Below are 16,195 nucleotides of genomic sequence, written 5' to 3' on the forward strand. Positions count from 1 at the left end.
GGCCGCGTCTCAGGCCGCGACCTCTCGTTTTCTCCCGGATCGCCGGATCTCTCACATATCCGTCGGGGGAAGGAGACGGAAGGGGGCGACACCACGGTTGCAGAGACAAGACCATGCCAGCGCCACGACAGCACCTGCCCGCTCCCCGCACCCCGTTCATCGGCCGAGAACGCGACGTCGCCGATCTGATCAGCCTGCTGCACACCGTGCGCATGGTGACGCTCACCGGCTCCGGCGGTATCGGCAAGACCCGCCTGGCGCTACGCGTCGCCGAACAGGAGCGCAGCCGGTTCGCCGACGGAATGCTCTTCGTCGACCTGAGTGCGGCCACCGCCGGCGACCACGTGCTGTACTCGATCGCCCAGGCTCTGGGCATCGAGACCGCTCGCGGCCAGTCACTCCACGAAGCCGTGCTGCTGGCCCTCCGCTCCTGTGAACTGCTGCTGGTCTTGGACACCTGCGACCGCATCGTGGCCCCGCTGGCTGACCTCTGCCGCAGCCTCCTGCGCACCTGCCCCCGGCTGCGGCTGCTCGCCACCAGCCGGGAGCCGCTGCGCATCCCCGGGGAGAACGTCTGGCGGGTTCCTCCGCTCGACCTTCCCCCCGCTCCCCCAAAAGCACCGGTCAGCGTCCCTTGGTCCCCCCCTTCCCCGGGACGGTTGAGCGTCCACGAAGCGATGCGCTCCCCAGCGGTCCGCTTGTTCGCCGCGCGTGCCCACCAGGCACGCCCGGGGTTCACCATCACCCCCGAAACCGTCGACACAGTCGTGCAGATCTGCCGCATCCTCGACGGGGTGCCCCTCGCTATCGAACTGGCCGCGGCCCGCGTCCAGGTGCTGTCAGTCGAACAGATCCTGCAACGCCTCGACGACCGTTTCACCCTGCTCAACAGCACGGACCAGCAGCTCCCGGAACGGCAGCGCACCATGCGGGCCGTGGTGGAGTGGAGCCACGCCCTGCTCACCGACGCGGAGAAAGCCCTGCTCCGCCGCCTGTCGATCTTCACGAACTGGTCGCTCGACATGGCGGAGGCCCTCTTTACCGCCGACTTCGGGGACAACCTGCTGCAACTGCACGCCTCGCTGCTGGACAAGTCGCTGATCGTGCTGGAAGACGAGGTAGAGGGCATCGCCTACTACCGCATCCTCGACAGCGTCCGCGTCTACGCCGCCGAGAAACTGCAGGCCGCGGGGGAAACCGAGCACTATCTGCGGCGCGCCCTCGAACAGGGGGTGCACTGGGCCGGGGAGTTCGCGTCCGCGATGGGCGAAGACCTGCCCTGGCAGGAGCGGCTGAAACTCCTGAACCGGGTGGAGCGCAACCTGGACAACATGCGCTCCTTCCTGCACCGGGCCGCCACTGGCGACCTCGTAGAGCCCGGACTGCAGGTCTGCGTCCTCCTGCGGTCCTACTGGCTCGCATTCGACCGGTGCGCGGAAGGCGCCGCCTTCCTGTCCGCCCTGCTGGCCGCGGCCCCCGACCAGCTGCCCACGCCGCTCCGGACCCGCGCCCTGGTCCTGTACGGCGAACTGACCTTGGACCTCGACGGCGACCAGATCGTCCACGAACGGCTCACCACCGGGCTCCGCTTGGCGGAGTCGTTCGGCGACGACACTGCCCGCGCCCACGCCCTGGCTGCCCTGGCGGTCCTCGCGCTCCGCCAGGAAGAGTTCTCGACGGGCATCGCCCACGCCACGGAATCCCTGGAGTTGGCGCGACGCCTCGGCGACCGGCTCCTCGAAGTCCACGTCATGGGGGTGCGGAGCCGCCTGGCTGAGGCGGCAGGCGATGTCGACGACGCCCAGCAGTGGCTGTCGCGGACCTTGGCGTTGAGCGAGCAGACCGGCTGCGGCTGGGCCCTGGCCTACTGCCACGAGTCGCTGAGCGCCCAGGCGCTCCGGGAAGGCGCCTCTCAGCAGGCTGAAGAGCACCTGCACCGTGCCCTCACCCTGTTCTCCGAGCTGGGATCGGCGCTGGGTGCTGCGCGGTGCCTCTCAGCGCTGGGCCGTCTCGCCGCGCAGCGCGGGCAGTCGCAGACCGCCTGGGAGCACTTGAGCGGGGCTGTCCGCCGCAGCAGGCTGTCGGGGCGGCGGCTGACTCTGGCCCGCGCAATGGAGGACCTGGCCTGGTTCGCGGCCTCAAAGAACATGACCGACCGGGTTGTGCTCCTCGGCGCGCAGGCGGAAATGCTGCGCCAGTGGGCCCACGCCCCTTCCCCAGGCAGTCAGCGGTTGCGCGAGCACGTTGCCCGACAGTGGGGGGACGCGTCCGCAGCCGCAGCCTGGACCCGGGCCCGCACCCTGCCCCTCGAAGAAGCGCTGGATGCCGCGCTCGCCGCCCCCCATTTCGGAGATGTGCGCACACTCACCCCGCGGGAGCGTCAGATCGCCCGACTCGCGGGTTCGGGACTGTCCAACCGGGAGATCGCAGCCCGGCTGGTGATCAGCCAGGCAACCGTGGCGCGGCATATCGCCAACATCTTCGCCAAACTGAACATCTCCAAACGCGCTGAATTGCCCGCTCGGCTTGCCGCACTCCGGAAAACTCAGACAGACGGACACCCGCAATCGGCGGACACTTCCCCGTGCCGGTCGTGATCTTCCACCCGTATTGTCAAAACAACCATTCCGAACAGTGAAAATATCTGTTTTGGTTGCACTGGGAGTCAATAACCACTAAGACAGAATGTGACGTTCGTTTCTTCCGTTTCAGTCTGTCATTCCCCCCACCCGTCCTCGACTGAGCATAATGTCGCGTTTCCCCACCGCCTGATCTCACCGGAGTCCATGGCAACGAATACGACGCAGGTGCAGCAGAACCTTCCCCTGGAACTCGACAGTTTCGTCGGCCGTGCCCGCGACCTCGATGCCATCCTCCGTCTGCTGGGGGTCCACCGGGTCGTCACCCTGTGCGGGATGGGAGGGATCGGAAAGACTCGGCTGGCTCTGCGGGCCGCGGCGCAGGCAGTGGACCGGTTCTCCGACGGCGTGTGGCTGTGCGAAATGTCCGAGACCACGACCCGCGAGGCGGTGGCGGCGCGGATTGCGTGCGTCCTCGGGGTGCGGAGCGACCACGAGTGCGCTCCCGACCAGGTCCTCGTCGACCTGCTGCGTTCCCGCCGCCTGCTGCTGGTGTTGGACAACTGCGAGCACGCGGTCCAGCACGTCGCTTCCGTGATCGAGCAGCTGCTGCCCCGCTGCCCGAACGTCTCTTTCCTGGTGACCAGCCGGGAACCGCTGCATATCGAAGGGGAGGCGCTGTGGCGGGTCCCGCCGTTGACCGTGCCTGACCCCGGCCACGGGGACCCGCTCGAAGCGGAATCCGTCCAGTTGTTCGTGGACCGGGCCCGCGCGCATGCCCACGATTTCACCGTGACACCCGAGCGGTTGGAGGCGATCGCGACGATCTGCCGCCGCCTCGACGGCATCCCCTTGGGGATCGAACTGGCTGCCGCCCGGGTGCGGCTGCTGTCGGTCGCGCAGATCGCCGAACGGCTCCGCGACCGGTTCACCATGCTGACGTACGGCGACCGGAATGCTCCGGTGCGCCAGCGGACGCTGCGTGCGGTCCTCGACTGGAGCTACGACATGCTGGACGAGCCGGAGCGGCGGCTGTTGCGCCGGCTGTCCGTGTTCTCCGACTGGGATCTGGACTTGGCTGAACGGGTCTGCGCGGATGAGAGCCTGCCCGCGCACTGCCTGTTGGACTTGATGGTCTCGCTGGTGGACCGTTCCTTAGTCACCGTGGTCGGGGAAGTCCAGGGCCGGATGCGGTACCGGATGCTGGACACGATCCGGCAGTACGCGTTAGCCCGGCTGGCGGAGAGCGGGGAGGAGACGCGGCTGCGGCTGCGCCACCGGGAGCAGGTCCTGGCGCTCGCTGAAGAGCTGGCGCACTATGCCGTCGCCGGGTACGGCGTCTCGTGGGAGCAGCGGTTCTCCGCGTTCCAGCGGGTGTGCGCGGAGCGCGACAATGTGCGGACCGCGCTCACCTGGTCGGCGGAGCGCGGGGACGTTGTTGAAGGGCTGCGGCTGTGTGTGGCGCTGCGCCCGTATTGGATGGTCAACGGTCTGCTCGCGGAGGGGGCCTATTGGACCGACCGTTTCTTGGCCATGGACTGCGCCGATGAGATGCTGCGCGGGCAGGCGATGGTGCGCCGGGCTGAACTGGCGTGGGACCGCGCTGACCCGTCTCACGCGGTCACGATCGGCGAGGAAGGGCTCCGGCTCTGCCAGCAGGCGGGGGACCACGGGTCGGTGGCGCTGGGGTTGAACATTCTGGCGATGAGCGATATCCGCGCGGGACGGTTTGACCGGGCTGAGCAGCGGCTTGCCGAGTCGGTCACGTTGACGCGCGCCACCGACGACCCGTGGAACGAGGGGATTGCCCGCAGCACCCAGGGGGCGTTGGCGGCCCGGCAGGGCCGGTGGGAGGAGGCCCGGGACCGCTACGAGGAGGCGCTGACCCTGCTGCGCACGATCGACCACTGGTGGGGGGTGGGGATCACGCTCATCGGCCGGGGCCGGGTCGCGGAAGCGAGCGGGGATCTCCGCGGGGCAGAGCGGTGCTTCCGGGAGGCTTTGGACATTCAGCGGATGATCGGCGGTCCCCCGGAGCTGGCCCGCTGCCTGGCCGGGGTGGGCCGGGTCTTGGCCAGTCAGGGCAAGGGCGCGGAAGCCTACCGCTGCCTGCAGGAGAGTCTGACGCTCTGCCACAACACCGGGCAGCGGCTGGGGACGGCCCGCGGACTGCTTGCGATCGCCAAGGTGGCGCTGGCCGAGGGGCGTGCGGACGAGGCCACCCGGTTGGCGGGGGCGGCGGATGCGCTCCGGGAGCGTTCTGGGCATCCCGCCCCGCGGAAGAAGTGGCCGCTGCAGGGCGGGACGTTCACGCTGCGGTGGGAGGAGGGCCGCCGCATGGACTCTGACGAGGCGGTCCGTGCCGCTGTGCAGGTGGCGGAAGCGGGGGCGGCGTCGGATGCTGCTCCGCTGCTCGACGCGGACGAGGCGGTGCTCACCCCGCGGGAGCGCGAGGTGGCCGAGCTGATTGGCCAGGGGATGAGCAACCGGTCGATTGCGGAACGGCTGTTCATCAGTCCGGCAACAGTGGCCCGGCACGTGGCCAATATCAACACGAAACTGGGGTTCAACTCCCGAAACCAGATCGCTGCGTGGATCAACCGTTGATGTCCGTTTTGTGAAGAGTGGCCTGCGGAGGGAGTGCGTTCTTTTGCGGCACGGCTGCAGCGGGTACGCTATGCCTTCACCGGTGGCCCCTTCTTTGAACTGCGGAAAAGCTGTCTACATACCCCCAAACCCGGAATCTACATATGCATATGCACGGGAAAATGCATGTGCAGACGATTTCTGTGGGGGTAGTCTTTCTTCCGTGCGGTTGTGACGCGCAGAGTACCGCGGTCGGCCCGCACGCCGTTGGGGCGCACCCGTCACGGTGTCCCCGGTCACCTCATCACGCCCTTGGGCACGCTACGGAGACCACGGCACGCGGTGGGAGGACGGCCGTGGCTCTACTGAGGGCGTCGACCGCCGCGGGTTGCTGTGAGGGGAAGCGACCCGCGGCATTGACCGCGGGACTCCCCGGGTTCGCCACGTGGAGGGGGCGTGGCGAACCCGGGGCGCGTCCACCGGGGAGGAGCACTGGGAAACCGGGGGAGGCACATGAGGGTCGAGCGACGGCCCTGCACCGGCAGCGAGTCCTCCGTGCACCCGTCGCGCGGAGGACTCCAGAACGGGTCGCTCATCCACGGCCTGCTGGACCGGTTGCGCTACTGCGTGGACTCCGGCATGGTCGCCGACCACAAGGGGATGCGGATGAGCGGCGCCGAGTTCGCCGGCGTGGTCTACCGCGCTGCCGCGGGGTTGCGCAGTCGCGGGCTCCACCCGGAAGATGTGGTTGCCGTACTCGCCCCGGTGTCCACCGCCCGGCTCGTCTCCGTCTGCACTGCCCTGGCGGTGGGGTGCGTGGCCCTCCCCTTGCAGCCGTCCTCAGACGTTGACATTCTCATCAAGGTGCTGGTCGACACGGATGCCCGGATGATCCTGGCCACGGGGGAACTCGCTCCCCTGGCGGTCAGGCTGGCGGACTGCTCCCGGGTGCGCCAGGTGGTCTCGTTCGGCGGCGCCCCGGAGACGACACCCTTCGCTGACCTGCTCCGCCCGGGTCCGCGGCACAGCAGCTCTGGGACCGTGCCCGGTCCGCACGGCAGCGGTCTCATGGACTACACGGTGCTTCCGGACGCTTCTCCTCGCACGGTCTGCCACTCCCCTTGGGAGCTGATCACCCACTTCCTGCGTCTGAATACCGGGTTGCGTCTTTCTCGGGGGGATACCGTGGTGCTGGAGAACGGGATGACCGAGTGCGACCGGTACATCCTGGCTGCGGTCGCGCTGTGGAACGGCGCCTCGGTGCTTTCCTTGGCGGATGAGAACGCGACGGTCGCAGCTACGGCTCTCCGCGCTACCAGGCCGTGGTCCGGGGAGTCCCGCTGCCGTCTCGCATGAGCCTCCGCCCCGCATGACACGGCCGGGGCCGCGTTGGGCTGGCCGCGGCCCCGGCCGTGTCCCCGCACTCATCGCAGGTCGATCTCGAACCAGGCGACATGGGTGGCCTCAGTCCAGTACTCGCCGCTGCGGGAGGAGCAGTTCTCGACGATGAGCTTGCCCCGCCCGTACTCGTTCTGGTCTTCCCGACTGATCACGTCGCTCACGTGGGGGTCTTTGCGGCCCTGGTCGGCGACTGCCACGCGCACGGTCCGGGAATCGACCCTGATGAACAGGGTCATCACTCCGCCGATCTGACCTGACCGGGAGTGCAGCAGGGCGTTCGTAGCCAGTTCACTGACCGCGAGCTCGGCGTCGTCCCGGACGTGCTCAGCGCATCCGGTGCGGCCGAGGAACTCGCGGACCCGGGATCGGATGGAGCGGACCGCGGTGAGGTTGCCGACGCAGCTCCACACCGTGTGGTCAGTGGTCGAACCGGTGTACTCCACGGGGTCGACCACGGGCGCACTGGAGGTATCAGCGGAAGCGAAGGTGCGCACCTCCTGTGAATCGGTCGTCCCCATGTCACTCCCATCGCTCTTCGGTGGGACCGCCAGGATCGCACGCCCGCGAAGCCGTCATGGCGGAACTCAATAACAGGACAGCACACCAACGGTTTTCCGGATACAGCAGCCCCGCAAAACACGGTCACGTGTCCCGCAGAGGTAGCACAAAGAATTCCACGTCAGGGGCATGGATATCCCTTTCGCGCGGCAACGTTCCGGCAACAGCGACCCCCTCCACAGATTCGATACCACCCCTTATTCAATAAGCGACTGAATCGTTATTCAATCCTTTCTCTACTCTGGAAAGAAAACGATAATCGTTTCCAATAGCATGGTGGACACGCACGGTGACCACCGATGGCCGGTACGCCACCATCTCAAGACCAGCAGAGGGAGTCCGCATGAAGATCGCATTCGTCGGCAAAGGCGGCAGCGGGAAAACCACCCTGTCCGCCCTCTTCTCCCGCTATCTCGCGCACTGCGGCGTCCCCGTGGTCGCGATCGACGCCGACATCAACCAACACCTCGGCACCGCGCTGGGCGCCTCACCCGCCGAGCTCAGCACGATCCCCCCGCTCGGCAGCCACCTCACCGACCTCAAAGAGATCCTCCGCGGCCGCAACCCGCGGATCGCCTCCGCGGAGCAGATGGTGAAAACCACCCCGCCCGGGCGGGGTTCCCGGCTCCTCGACCTCTCCGCAGACAACCCGGTGCACCAGCGCTTCGGCCGCGACATCGGCGGAGTGCTCCTCATGCTCACCGGACCGTTCAGCGAAGACGACCTGGGCGTCTCCTGCTACCACTCCAAAGTGGGCGCGGTCGAGATGTACCTCAACCACCTGGTGGACGGCCCCGGCGAGTACGTCGTCGTGGACATGACCGCCGGAGCGGACTCCTTCGCCTCAGGCCTGTTCACCCGCTTCGACGTCACCTTCCTCGTCGCTGAGCCCACGGTGCGCGGAGTCGGCGTCTACCGCCAGTACGTCGACTACGCCCGCGACTACGACGTGACCGTGCACGTCATCGGCAACAAAGTGCACGGACCGGACGACGTGGAGTTCCTCCGCGACCACGTCGGCGACGCCCTCACCGTCTGCCTCACCCACTCCGGCTTCGTGCGCGCCATGGAGAAAGGACGGTTCCTCGACCTCGCCGAACTGGAAGAGGACAACCTCAAAGCGCTCGCCCGCATGCGCGACCTCGTGGACGCGGCCGAACAGGACTGGGAGAAGTTCACCCGCCAGACCGTCGAGTTCCACCTGCGCAACGCTGAGAAATGGGCCAACGCCGCAACCGGGGTCGACCTGGCCGCCCAGGTGGACCCCGAGTTCACCATGGGGCCTGAGGCGCTGGCCGCGTCCCGGCAGTGGTGCTGATCAGCTCCCGTCAAGCGCCCTGTCCGCCGCCGTATACACCTGCGCCAACCGCTTGGCATCGAGCGGGACCGCGCCGTGGAGCGCGTCCGCGAACATCGGGTGCAGACCGGAGAAGACCTCCTCGCTGAACTGCGAATAGTAGGGGGTGACCGGCCGGAGCTGGGCGTCGTCGATCGCCAGTCGGATCGTGTCCAAGAGCTGGTTGGCCTGGTTGTGCCAGGCGTCCTCCCCTGTGATCTCGTAGGAGGCGCACAACTGCGCGGCCTGTTCCGGGGACAGCTTGTTCACGTAGATGTCCTGGCGGGTGGGGGCGTACCCGCCGCAGTAGAACAGAAGCTGCTGCTGTTCCTCCCCGGTGAGGAAGCGGATGAGGTCGAGCGCGGCTTCCTCGTGGGGGGTTTCCGCTGCCAGCGCGAGACTCTGCCCGCCTAGGACCGCTCCGGGCAGGGCCTCCACCGCGTACTCGGAGGCATGCCCGGAGTCGTTCTCCGTGGACGCGATGAGCAGTCGGCGGTACCAGATCGGCCAGTTGCGCATCGCCACCGTCTCCCCGCTGAGGAAGCGGACGTATGCCTCCTCTTCGTTGCTGTCCAACGCGGCAGGGTGGAAGGTGCCGTCCTCGAAACTGGCTGCGATGAGGTTGAGCGCCTGGTGTTCCGCCCCGTTGCGGTGGATGTCGGCGAGGCGCTGCTCACCGGAGACGATGAGCCTCCCCTGCTCCCCGGCGACGATCTCCATCGTGTTGACCGTGAACCCCTCGTACTGGGCGAACTGCCCGATGTAGAGGTGGTCGACGTCGGTGCCTTCCGCGGCGTCCGCGAGCTCTGCGAGGATCTCGTGGAACGTGCGCCCCGCGGTCAGCGACCCCTGGCCGACCAGGTCCCGGCGGTAGTAGAGCATGCCCACGTCCGCGGTGAAGGGGACCGCGTAGGCCTCATCCTCGTAGGTCACCGACCGGATCAGCGTCTCCCGGAACGTCCCTTCCAGCAGGGCGGTGCCGTCCGCGTCAGGGAACCCGTTGGCCTCTGCCCAGCCAGGGCCGATCTCTTTGATCCACCCGGCCTCGGCGAACATGGCGATGAACTGGTTGTCAATGTTGATGATGTCGTACTCGGGGCTGCCGCTCTGGGCGTCGCGGACCATCTCCGCGTACTGCTCATCGGCGCTCCCCGGCAGTTCCACGAGGTAGGCGCGGTAGCCCTCCTTCTGGTGGGCTCTGTTCCACTCCTGGATGAGACTGAGGTAGAGGTTGTTGCCGCTGACGTCCCGGCCGGTCGCCAGGTAGATGATCCGGTCCTCCTCCACCTCGCATGCGGCCGCCGCCAGTACGGCCAGCGCTGCCGCCGCGGCCGCTATCCTCCGCACTTCCCGCACTACCTCCCGCCACGTGCTTCCTCGGCTACGCCGCGCGCACTCTCGTCCGCCCTGCCCTCGTCAGCGGCGCGGCATTCGACATTCGGGTGCTCGGTGAGCTGGGGCAGGAGTCCCACCTCGCACGCGTTCTGCTCCTCGGCCTGCTGGGCTCCCCCGCCGACCGCGATGATCCGCACGCGTACGTCGCTCTCGTCGAGCACCCGCTCCAGTTCCTCCTGGCCCAGCCCGGGGTCGTCCTGGATGCGCACCCCGTCGGTGATGACCACGAGGACCGCTTGGGGGGCCTGCTCTTTTTCCAGGGCGAGCACCCCGTCGCGGATCACTTCGCGCAGCGGGGTGGGCCGGTAGATGGGGGTGAGCCCTTCCACTGCGGAGATCAACCCTTGAGGGAGTTCGTCGCGGTGCACCATGTCCACGAGGGTGGCGGCGGTGGTCGCGGCTGCCCCGGTGTCGCCCGCCGGATAGGACCACAGTCCGAAGCGGTCCTGTTCCCGCAGGTCCCGGATGATCGTGGTCGCAGCGGTGCGGGCAGCGTCGAACTGCTGCGGGAGCGAAGCCATCGACGTGGAACGGTCGAAGGCGAGCAGCACGGTCGCGGGTTCGGCGGCTTTCTCGTGCGCGGTCTTCGCCCGGGTCGCCCAGGAGAACCATTCCACGGCGTCGAACTGGGCCGCCCACTGGGGGATTTCCCCTTCCCGCGAGACGCCGTGGCCGGCCGCCAGCTCGGCGGCCGCAGCACCCTGCCCGGTCACCGACCGGTATCCGGCGTAGACGCCGGAGCTGCGGTACGCCTCCTCGTCGTCGGCGAGGTCGAGGAGGAAGTCTTCGAACTTCCGGCGTTCCTTGGTGATGTCGTCGGGCTCTACCGTCTTCCAGTTCACCCGGATGAGCGGATGGTCGAGGAAGGGAAGGTCCGGACTGTAGCGGGGGACCAGGTCGGTTCTGATCCCCTCCGGGCAGTCAGGGGAGACGCTGTCGCTGGCGTGGTAGGCCCGGTACAGGGCCGCTTCACTGACCAGCGCGACCGTGTCGGACCCTGTGCCGAGGCGGCATAGAAGCGCCGCGCTGCTGTCCGCCCCCTCGTCCCCAACGAAACGGGCCTCGGCTTCTTCCACGTCGAGTATCCGGTCGTTTTCCACCAGCAGGCGGGTCTGGTGGGCGCCGTGCAGCCGTCCCACCGAGGTCCACCGCAGTCCGGGGCGCGCCCAGTTCACGTCCGGGTCGTCGTAGGGAATTCCCGGTTCCACGTCGTGGGGAAATGTCGTGGGAACCGCCCAGACCAGCGGGGTCAGCCGCGTGGCCCCCAGGTATTCGAGCCCTCCTGCCTCTTCGTTGTGGTCGAGTTCCGCGCTCTTGATGATCCGCTTATCAACCGGGTTCACTAAATCGAGGTATTCAACAGTGGATTCAGGAATCCAGTAATGGGGTTTGGCTCCTAAAGAGCGGTCGATGAGATAACTAGGCCCTGTTGATCCGGATCCGGGTTCCGCGGTGGTGGGAAGCTGCCAGTTGTTCTGCAAAGTCTTCTGGACGACTTCTGTCGTTCCCGCCGAGTAGACCACCACGTCTGCCGGTCGGCATCCGCCGTTTTCGTCACGGCGCATGATCTCGTATTTGTCGGCGGCGGCTCGCAGCACCGCTTCACTGTCTGTCGCGGTGGCGACGACGATCTGGGTGGGGATCGGGCACGCGGGCCGCAGTATCGGCCAGATCCAGGGGGCGAGGAAAGCGGCCGCGGCGATCCCGGCCAGCACGGTGAGGACGTATCCGGTGACGGGCGAGTCAGGCAGCGTTTTAGCGACGAGGCGGAGTCCTTCGTGCGGGCTGTCCCGCTGTGCGTGCGCGAGGAGCAAGATGAGGGACCCGGAGAAGAGGAGGAGCGAGCCGACCCAGAGGAGGTCTCCCAGCAGCGCGCCGAGGGTCTGCCCCAAGAACTCCTGCCACAGGGCGATGAAGAACGAGGAGAGAACTGTGGCGGCGACGAATATGAAAGATTTAGACTTTTTTGTCGTACCGCGCTGGTCGGTCTGGGTCATGTCAGGGCGGACTCCAAAGCCACAAAGGTGACTGGCCGGGACCGCCTACGCCACCTCCTTTAGGCACTCCAGGATATGCGTCGTCAATCACATTTTCCACCCTATGTGTGGTTGCTCCAATTGGTCAGACTTTACCCGTGACGTGGCCATACATAACCCTCTTCACCTTTCGCGACATTTTCCAACGTCGTCGCGACCCACCAAAACACTCGACCACGCTCTGTTTTCACGGAATTCCGATGCGTAATACAGAACCGCTATTCCGTCACCATGGGTCGTAATCATTCCGCTCATCAGATCGGAACGAATTCCGTGCAGCAGCCTGCCAGTGGAGCGCGGGCACGCCTCCACCCCGGTCTACGGAGATTCGCGGTGGCAGAAAGCCCCCCGGTCGAGGGGGCGGCGGCCGGCTAGAACAGGATCGACATGACTTCGCCGATCTCTTCAAAACCCACTTTGCGGTAGACGGCGCGGGCCGGAGCGTTGAAGTCGTTGACGTAGAGGGTGACGACAGGGGCGAATTCCGCGAGCGCATACCGCACCACGGCAGCCATCCCGGCCACCGCGTGGCCGCGGCCCCGCAGCTCCGGATGCACCCAGACCCCCTGTATTTGGCAGGCCCGCGGGGTGACCGCGCCGATCTCCGCTTTGAACACCACCCGGCCGTCCTCGATCCGGGCGAATGCGCGGCCCATCCGGATCAGTTCCTCCACCCGGGCCCGATACAGCAGGCCGCCGTCCCCGACATCCGGGGGCAGCCCGACTTCTTCGGTGAACATGGCGATACTGGCAGGCAGCAGGATGCCCAGCTCGTCGAGCCGGACCCGCCGCACGAGCGGGTCGGCGGGCACCGCAGGCTCCTGGGAGGTGGCCATCACCGGTTGCCGGGCCCGGATTGCCCGGGCAGGCCCCCAGTAGGGCCGCAGCCTGCGCCACAGGTCGGTCACGGCCGGGATCGGCCCCACGATCGACGAGCAGCGCCGCCCCTGCCAGCGAGCGCGGTTGGCGAAGTGTCGGATCGCTTCGGGACCCGCGTTGACGGGGATCAGGTTCGCACCCGCGTAGCACAGCGCGGTAATGGCTTCGTCTTCGATGTACCCCCACACTTCCGCGCCGAGCCGCGCAGGATCCAGGCCCGCGACGCGCAGCCGGGAGGCGACGAACACGTTCCCGACCGGATCCCGGTCAAGCAGCGCGCACACCTCGGGATAGTCCCGTTCCCCAAGCACCCGGATCGGCGAGGTCCGTAGCATCCGTATCACCTCACCTGCGCGTTTCCAGGGCGGGATCGGCTTCCGCCTCAGGGCAATCGTAGCCGCGGTACCGGTACGGGAAACGCACTGCTGCGCTCTTTTCTTACCGGTTTGGCGGTTTGCCGACCATGATTTACCGCAAGATCACCTTTCTTGGGCGTATCGGAGGACTGTCCGGGCGTCTTCACTGTCCTTCTGTACAGGGGACGGTTCCGGCAAGGGCCGGGCCGCGCAGGTCAGGTCGGCGCCGTCAGCTCCGCCCTGCGCGGCGGGCAGGGTACCGTCGCGCAGATAGGCGGTGAGCGTGTCGTCGATGCACGGGTTGCCGCTGAGCGAAATACCGTGGTCCACTCCCCCGTCTTCGATGACGAGCCGCCCGTGCGGGAACCGGGCCCGCATCGCATAGGCCCCGTCCACCGGGGTCGGCCCGTCCGCGGTGGCGTGCAGGAGCAGGGCGCTGTCCACCGCGGTGCCGTCCACGTCGAACCAGGGACGGGCCGGGGCGGACCAGAATCGACACGGCGCGTTGTACCAGACGTTGTTCCACGCGATGAAGGGTGCGTCGCGGTGGGTTTTCACCGCGTCCTCCCGCCACCTCCCCCAGTCGGCAGGCCACGGCGCATCCGTGCACTCGGTGGCCAGGTAGGCCCCGTACTCGGGGTCGCTGGCGGCGTCTTCCCCCAACCTCTCGTGGAGGTCCAGCAGCAGGGTGCTGTCGTCGTGGACGACCTGCGCGGACAGGGCTTGGGCGATCGGCGGCCAGGCCGCGCTGGTGTAGGCGACGTAGAGGACGAGGGTCTCCAGCTCGGTGGGGCCGAGGAGACCGGCGAGCGGCTGCCGGGCCAGTTCGTCCCGCAGCGCAAAGTAGCGGTCGGCGACCTGGTCCCCCGTGGTTCCCAGCCCGTAGGTGTCGTGGTGGCGGGCAGCCCAGGCGAAGAAGTGGCGGGCAGTGGCGTCCAGGGAGCGGCTCTGCGCCACGTTCCCCTCATACCAGGGCCGACCAGGGTGGACGATGCTGTCCAGCACGAGGCGGCGCACCCGCTCGGGGTAGCGGGTGGCATAGACCGCGCCCAGGTAGGTGCCGTACGAGTAGCCGAGGTAGTCGATCTGCGCCACGCCGAGCGCCCGCCGGAGAGCGTCCAGGTCGGTGGCGTGGTCCACGGTGGTCATGTGGTGCAGGAGGGGCCCTGAATGCTCCGCGCAGGCGCGCGCATAGGCGGCGGCCCGGTCCACGAGCTCTTGCTCGGCCTGCTCGTCCGCGGGAACCGTGTCGGGGCGCACCGGGGCGAAGTAGGCGGGATCGCAGACGACAGCGGGCCGGGACGCGCCTGTCCCCCGCGGGTCGAAGCCCACGACGTCGTAGGCGGCGCGCAGGTCGTCAGGGAGCCGCATAGCGACAATGCCCGCCCAGGCACGGCCGGGACTGCCTGGGCCTCCCGGGTTGACGACCAGCACCCCGCGCCGCTGCCCGCTCGCCGGCACCCGGGAGAGGGCGAGCACCACGGTCTCGCCAGCGGACGGGCCGCGCCCGTGGTCGAGGGGGACGCTGAGTTCCGCGCACTCCAACAGGATCTCGTCGTCGGGGGGTTCCAGGTCGGCGCACTCAGACCAGTCCAGGATGTCGTCCGCTGCCGCGGGCACAGCCGTCCCGGAGGCGACCAGCACGCCCGCCACCACAGCCCCGACCAGCTTCGCCACCACGTACCGCATTGATCCCGCCTCTGTGAGTGACAGCAGTTCCGGGGGCATTCTGCCGAGGCGGGGCCGCAGAGTCAGGAAACGACACTCCCCTCCCCGCGGGCAGGGCTGGGGTCTCCGGTGTTTCAGGACCGGTGTCCCACCAAAAAAAGGGGGGCCGGTCCGGCCCCCGCGCGAAGACTGTGCGGTCTAGCCCGCCACGTCCACGCTGGGCTGGCCCGAGGGCACGCCTTCGGCGCGCATCTCCTCAGCGATCCGCAGAGCCTCCTCGATCAGGGTTTCCACGATCTGCGACTCCGGCACCGTCTTGATGACCTTGCCCTTGACGAAGATCTGGCCCTTGCCGTTGCCGGAGGCCACGCCCAGGTCCGCTTCACGGGCCTCACCGGGGCCGTTGACCACGCATCCCATGACCGCCACGCGCAGCGGCACGTCCAGCCCTTCCAGGCCCGCGGTGACCCGGTTGGCGAGGGTGTAGACGTCGACTTGGGCCCGTCCGCAGCTCGGGCAGGAGACGATCTCCAGGCCGCGCTGCCGCAGCCCGAGCGACTCCAGGATCTGGATGCCGACCTTGACCTCTTCCGCGGGGGGAGCCGACAGGGAGACCCGGATCGTGTCGCCGATACCTTCGGCCAGCAGTGCACCGAAAGCCACCGCGGACTTGATCGTGCCTTGGAAGGCCGGGCCCGCTTCGGTGACCCCCAGGTGCAGCGGGTAGTCGCAGCGTTCGGCGAGCATCCGGTAGGCGCGGATCATGACGACCGGGTCGTGGTGCTTGACCGAGATCTTGATGTCGTGGAAGCCGTGCTCTTCGAACAGGGAGCACTCCCACAGGGCTGATTCCACGAGCGCTTCGGCCGTGGCCTTGCCGTACTTGGCGAGCAGCCGCTTGTCCAGCGACCCGGCGTTGACGCCGATCCGGATCGGGATCCCCGCTTCAGAGGCGGCCTTGGCGATCTCCCCGACCTTGTCGTCGAACTTCTTGATGTTGCCCGGGTTGACGCGTACCGCCGCGCAGCCCGCGTCGATCGCGGCGAACACGTACTTGGGCTGGAAGTGGATGTCGGCGATCACCGGGATCTGCGATTTCTTCGCGATGATCGGCAGCGCTTCAGCGTCGTCGGCGCTCGGCACCGCGACCCGCACGATCTGGCACCCCGCCGCGGTCAGCTCGGCGATCTGCTGCAGCGTGGCGTTGATGTCCGCGGTGACCGTGGTGGTCATCGACTGCACCGAGATAGGAGCGTCGCCGCCCACGGGGACGTTGCCGACCATGACCTGCCGCGTTTTGCGGCGCGGCGCCAGCGGCTGCGGAGGAGCAACGGGCATTCCGAGATCGACGGACACGCGATTTCACCTCGCTGGCCGCCGGGGTGGCCGACGGCATCGCTC

10 protein-coding genes are annotated in these 16,195 nt (G+C 67.8%); 4 read left to right on the forward strand and 6 right to left on the reverse strand.

The genetic code is table 11. From position 1 onward, the window contains the following. The first annotated feature begins 113 nt into the window (after positions 1–113). The 3 genes from CW348_RS05790 (at position 114) to CW348_RS05800 (ending at position 6,521) form a co-directional block, all read left to right on the forward strand. Entirely contained in the window at positions 114–2,597 is a 2,484-nt protein-coding gene (locus CW348_RS05790; RefSeq protein WP_104612550.1) for a LuxR C-terminal-related transcriptional regulator, read from the forward strand. Positions 2,598–2,786: 189 nt separating this feature from the next. Continuing rightward, the gene (locus tag CW348_RS05795) at positions 2,787–5,186 is read left to right on the forward strand and encodes a tetratricopeptide repeat protein (RefSeq protein ID WP_104612549.1); all 2,400 of its coding nucleotides are present in this window, start codon (positions 2,787–2,789) and stop codon (positions 5,184–5,186) included. Positions 5,187–5,678: 492 nt separating this feature from the next. Continuing rightward, positions 5,679–6,521: an AMP-binding protein gene (locus CW348_RS05800; protein ID WP_258076833.1), complete on the forward strand. Its 843-nt coding sequence runs from the start codon at positions 5,679–5,681 to the stop codon at positions 6,519–6,521. Positions 6,522–6,589: 68 nt separating this feature from the next. Here CW348_RS05800 and CW348_RS05805 read toward each other — a convergent pair whose 3' ends face one another. After that, entirely contained in the window at positions 6,590–7,084 is a 495-nt protein-coding gene (locus tag CW348_RS05805; RefSeq protein WP_011291202.1) for an ATP-binding protein, read from the reverse strand. A gap of 383 nt (positions 7,085–7,467) precedes the next feature. Here CW348_RS05805 and CW348_RS05810 point away from each other — a divergent pair, with 383 nt between their 5' ends. Beyond that, positions 7,468–8,442 carry an ATP-binding protein gene (locus CW348_RS05810; RefSeq protein WP_011291201.1) on the forward strand — a complete coding sequence of 325 codons (975 nt, stop codon included), beginning with the start codon at positions 7,468–7,470 and terminating at the stop codon, positions 8,440–8,442. Here CW348_RS05810 and CW348_RS05815 read toward each other — a convergent pair whose 3' ends face one another. The 5 genes from CW348_RS05815 to ispG all read right to left on the reverse strand — a co-directional run bounded on the left by CW348_RS05815 (position 8,443) and on the right by ispG (position 16,150). Beyond that, positions 8,443–9,807: an extracellular solute-binding protein gene (locus CW348_RS05815; RefSeq protein ID WP_258076832.1), complete on the reverse strand. Its 1,365-nt coding sequence runs from the start codon at positions 9,805–9,807 to the stop codon at positions 8,443–8,445. 8 nt (positions 9,808–9,815) lie between these two features. Then, complete coding sequence (locus CW348_RS05820) at positions 9,816–11,852, reverse strand: vWA domain-containing protein (RefSeq protein ID WP_104612547.1); 2,037 nt, start codon at positions 11,850–11,852, stop codon at positions 9,816–9,818. Between the two features lie 410 nt (positions 11,853–12,262). Further along, entirely contained in the window at positions 12,263–13,105 is an 843-nt protein-coding gene (locus tag CW348_RS05825) for a GNAT family N-acetyltransferase (RefSeq protein WP_011291198.1), read from the reverse strand. Positions 13,106–13,249: 144 nt separating this feature from the next. Continuing rightward, a complete protein-coding gene (locus CW348_RS05830; RefSeq protein ID WP_104612546.1) occupies positions 13,250–14,815 on the reverse strand; it encodes an alpha/beta hydrolase in 1,566 nt (521 codons plus the stop codon). 177 nt (positions 14,816–14,992) lie between these two features. Then, entirely contained in the window at positions 14,993–16,150 is a 1,158-nt protein-coding gene (ispG, locus tag CW348_RS05835; protein ID WP_011291196.1) for a flavodoxin-dependent (E)-4-hydroxy-3-methylbut-2-enyl-diphosphate synthase, read from the reverse strand. Positions 16,151–16,195: the final 45 nt, after the last annotated feature.

The sequence above is a fragment of the Thermobifida sp. genome (assembly GCF_017577275.1).
GTDB lineage: Bacteria > Actinomycetota > Actinomycetes > Streptosporangiales > Streptosporangiaceae > Thermobifida > Thermobifida fusca.

Bases quoted from the DNA above. Each gene is read 5' to 3' on its own strand.
- CW348_RS05810 (WP_011291201.1), top strand. From the start codon at position 7,468: ATGAAGATCGCATTCGTCGGCAAAGGCGGCAGCGGGAAAACCACCCTG.
- CW348_RS05820 (WP_104612547.1), bottom strand. From the start codon at position 11,852: ATGACCCAGACCGACCAGCGCGGTACGACAAAAAAGTCTAAATCTTTC.
- CW348_RS05795 (WP_104612549.1), top strand. From the start codon at position 2,787: ATGGCAACGAATACGACGCAGGTGCAGCAGAACCTTCCCCTGGAACTC.
- CW348_RS05825 (WP_011291198.1), bottom strand. From the start codon at position 13,105: ATGCTACGGACCTCGCCGATCCGGGTGCTTGGGGAACGGGACTATCCC.
- CW348_RS05800 (WP_258076833.1), top strand. From the start codon at position 5,679: ATGAGGGTCGAGCGACGGCCCTGCACCGGCAGCGAGTCCTCCGTGCAC.
- CW348_RS05830 (WP_104612546.1), bottom strand. From the start codon at position 14,815: ATGCGGTACGTGGTGGCGAAGCTGGTCGGGGCTGTGGTGGCGGGCGTG.
- CW348_RS05790 (WP_104612550.1), top strand. From the start codon at position 114: ATGCCAGCGCCACGACAGCACCTGCCCGCTCCCCGCACCCCGTTCATC.
- CW348_RS05805 (WP_011291202.1), bottom strand. From the start codon at position 7,084: ATGGGGACGACCGATTCACAGGAGGTGCGCACCTTCGCTTCCGCTGAT.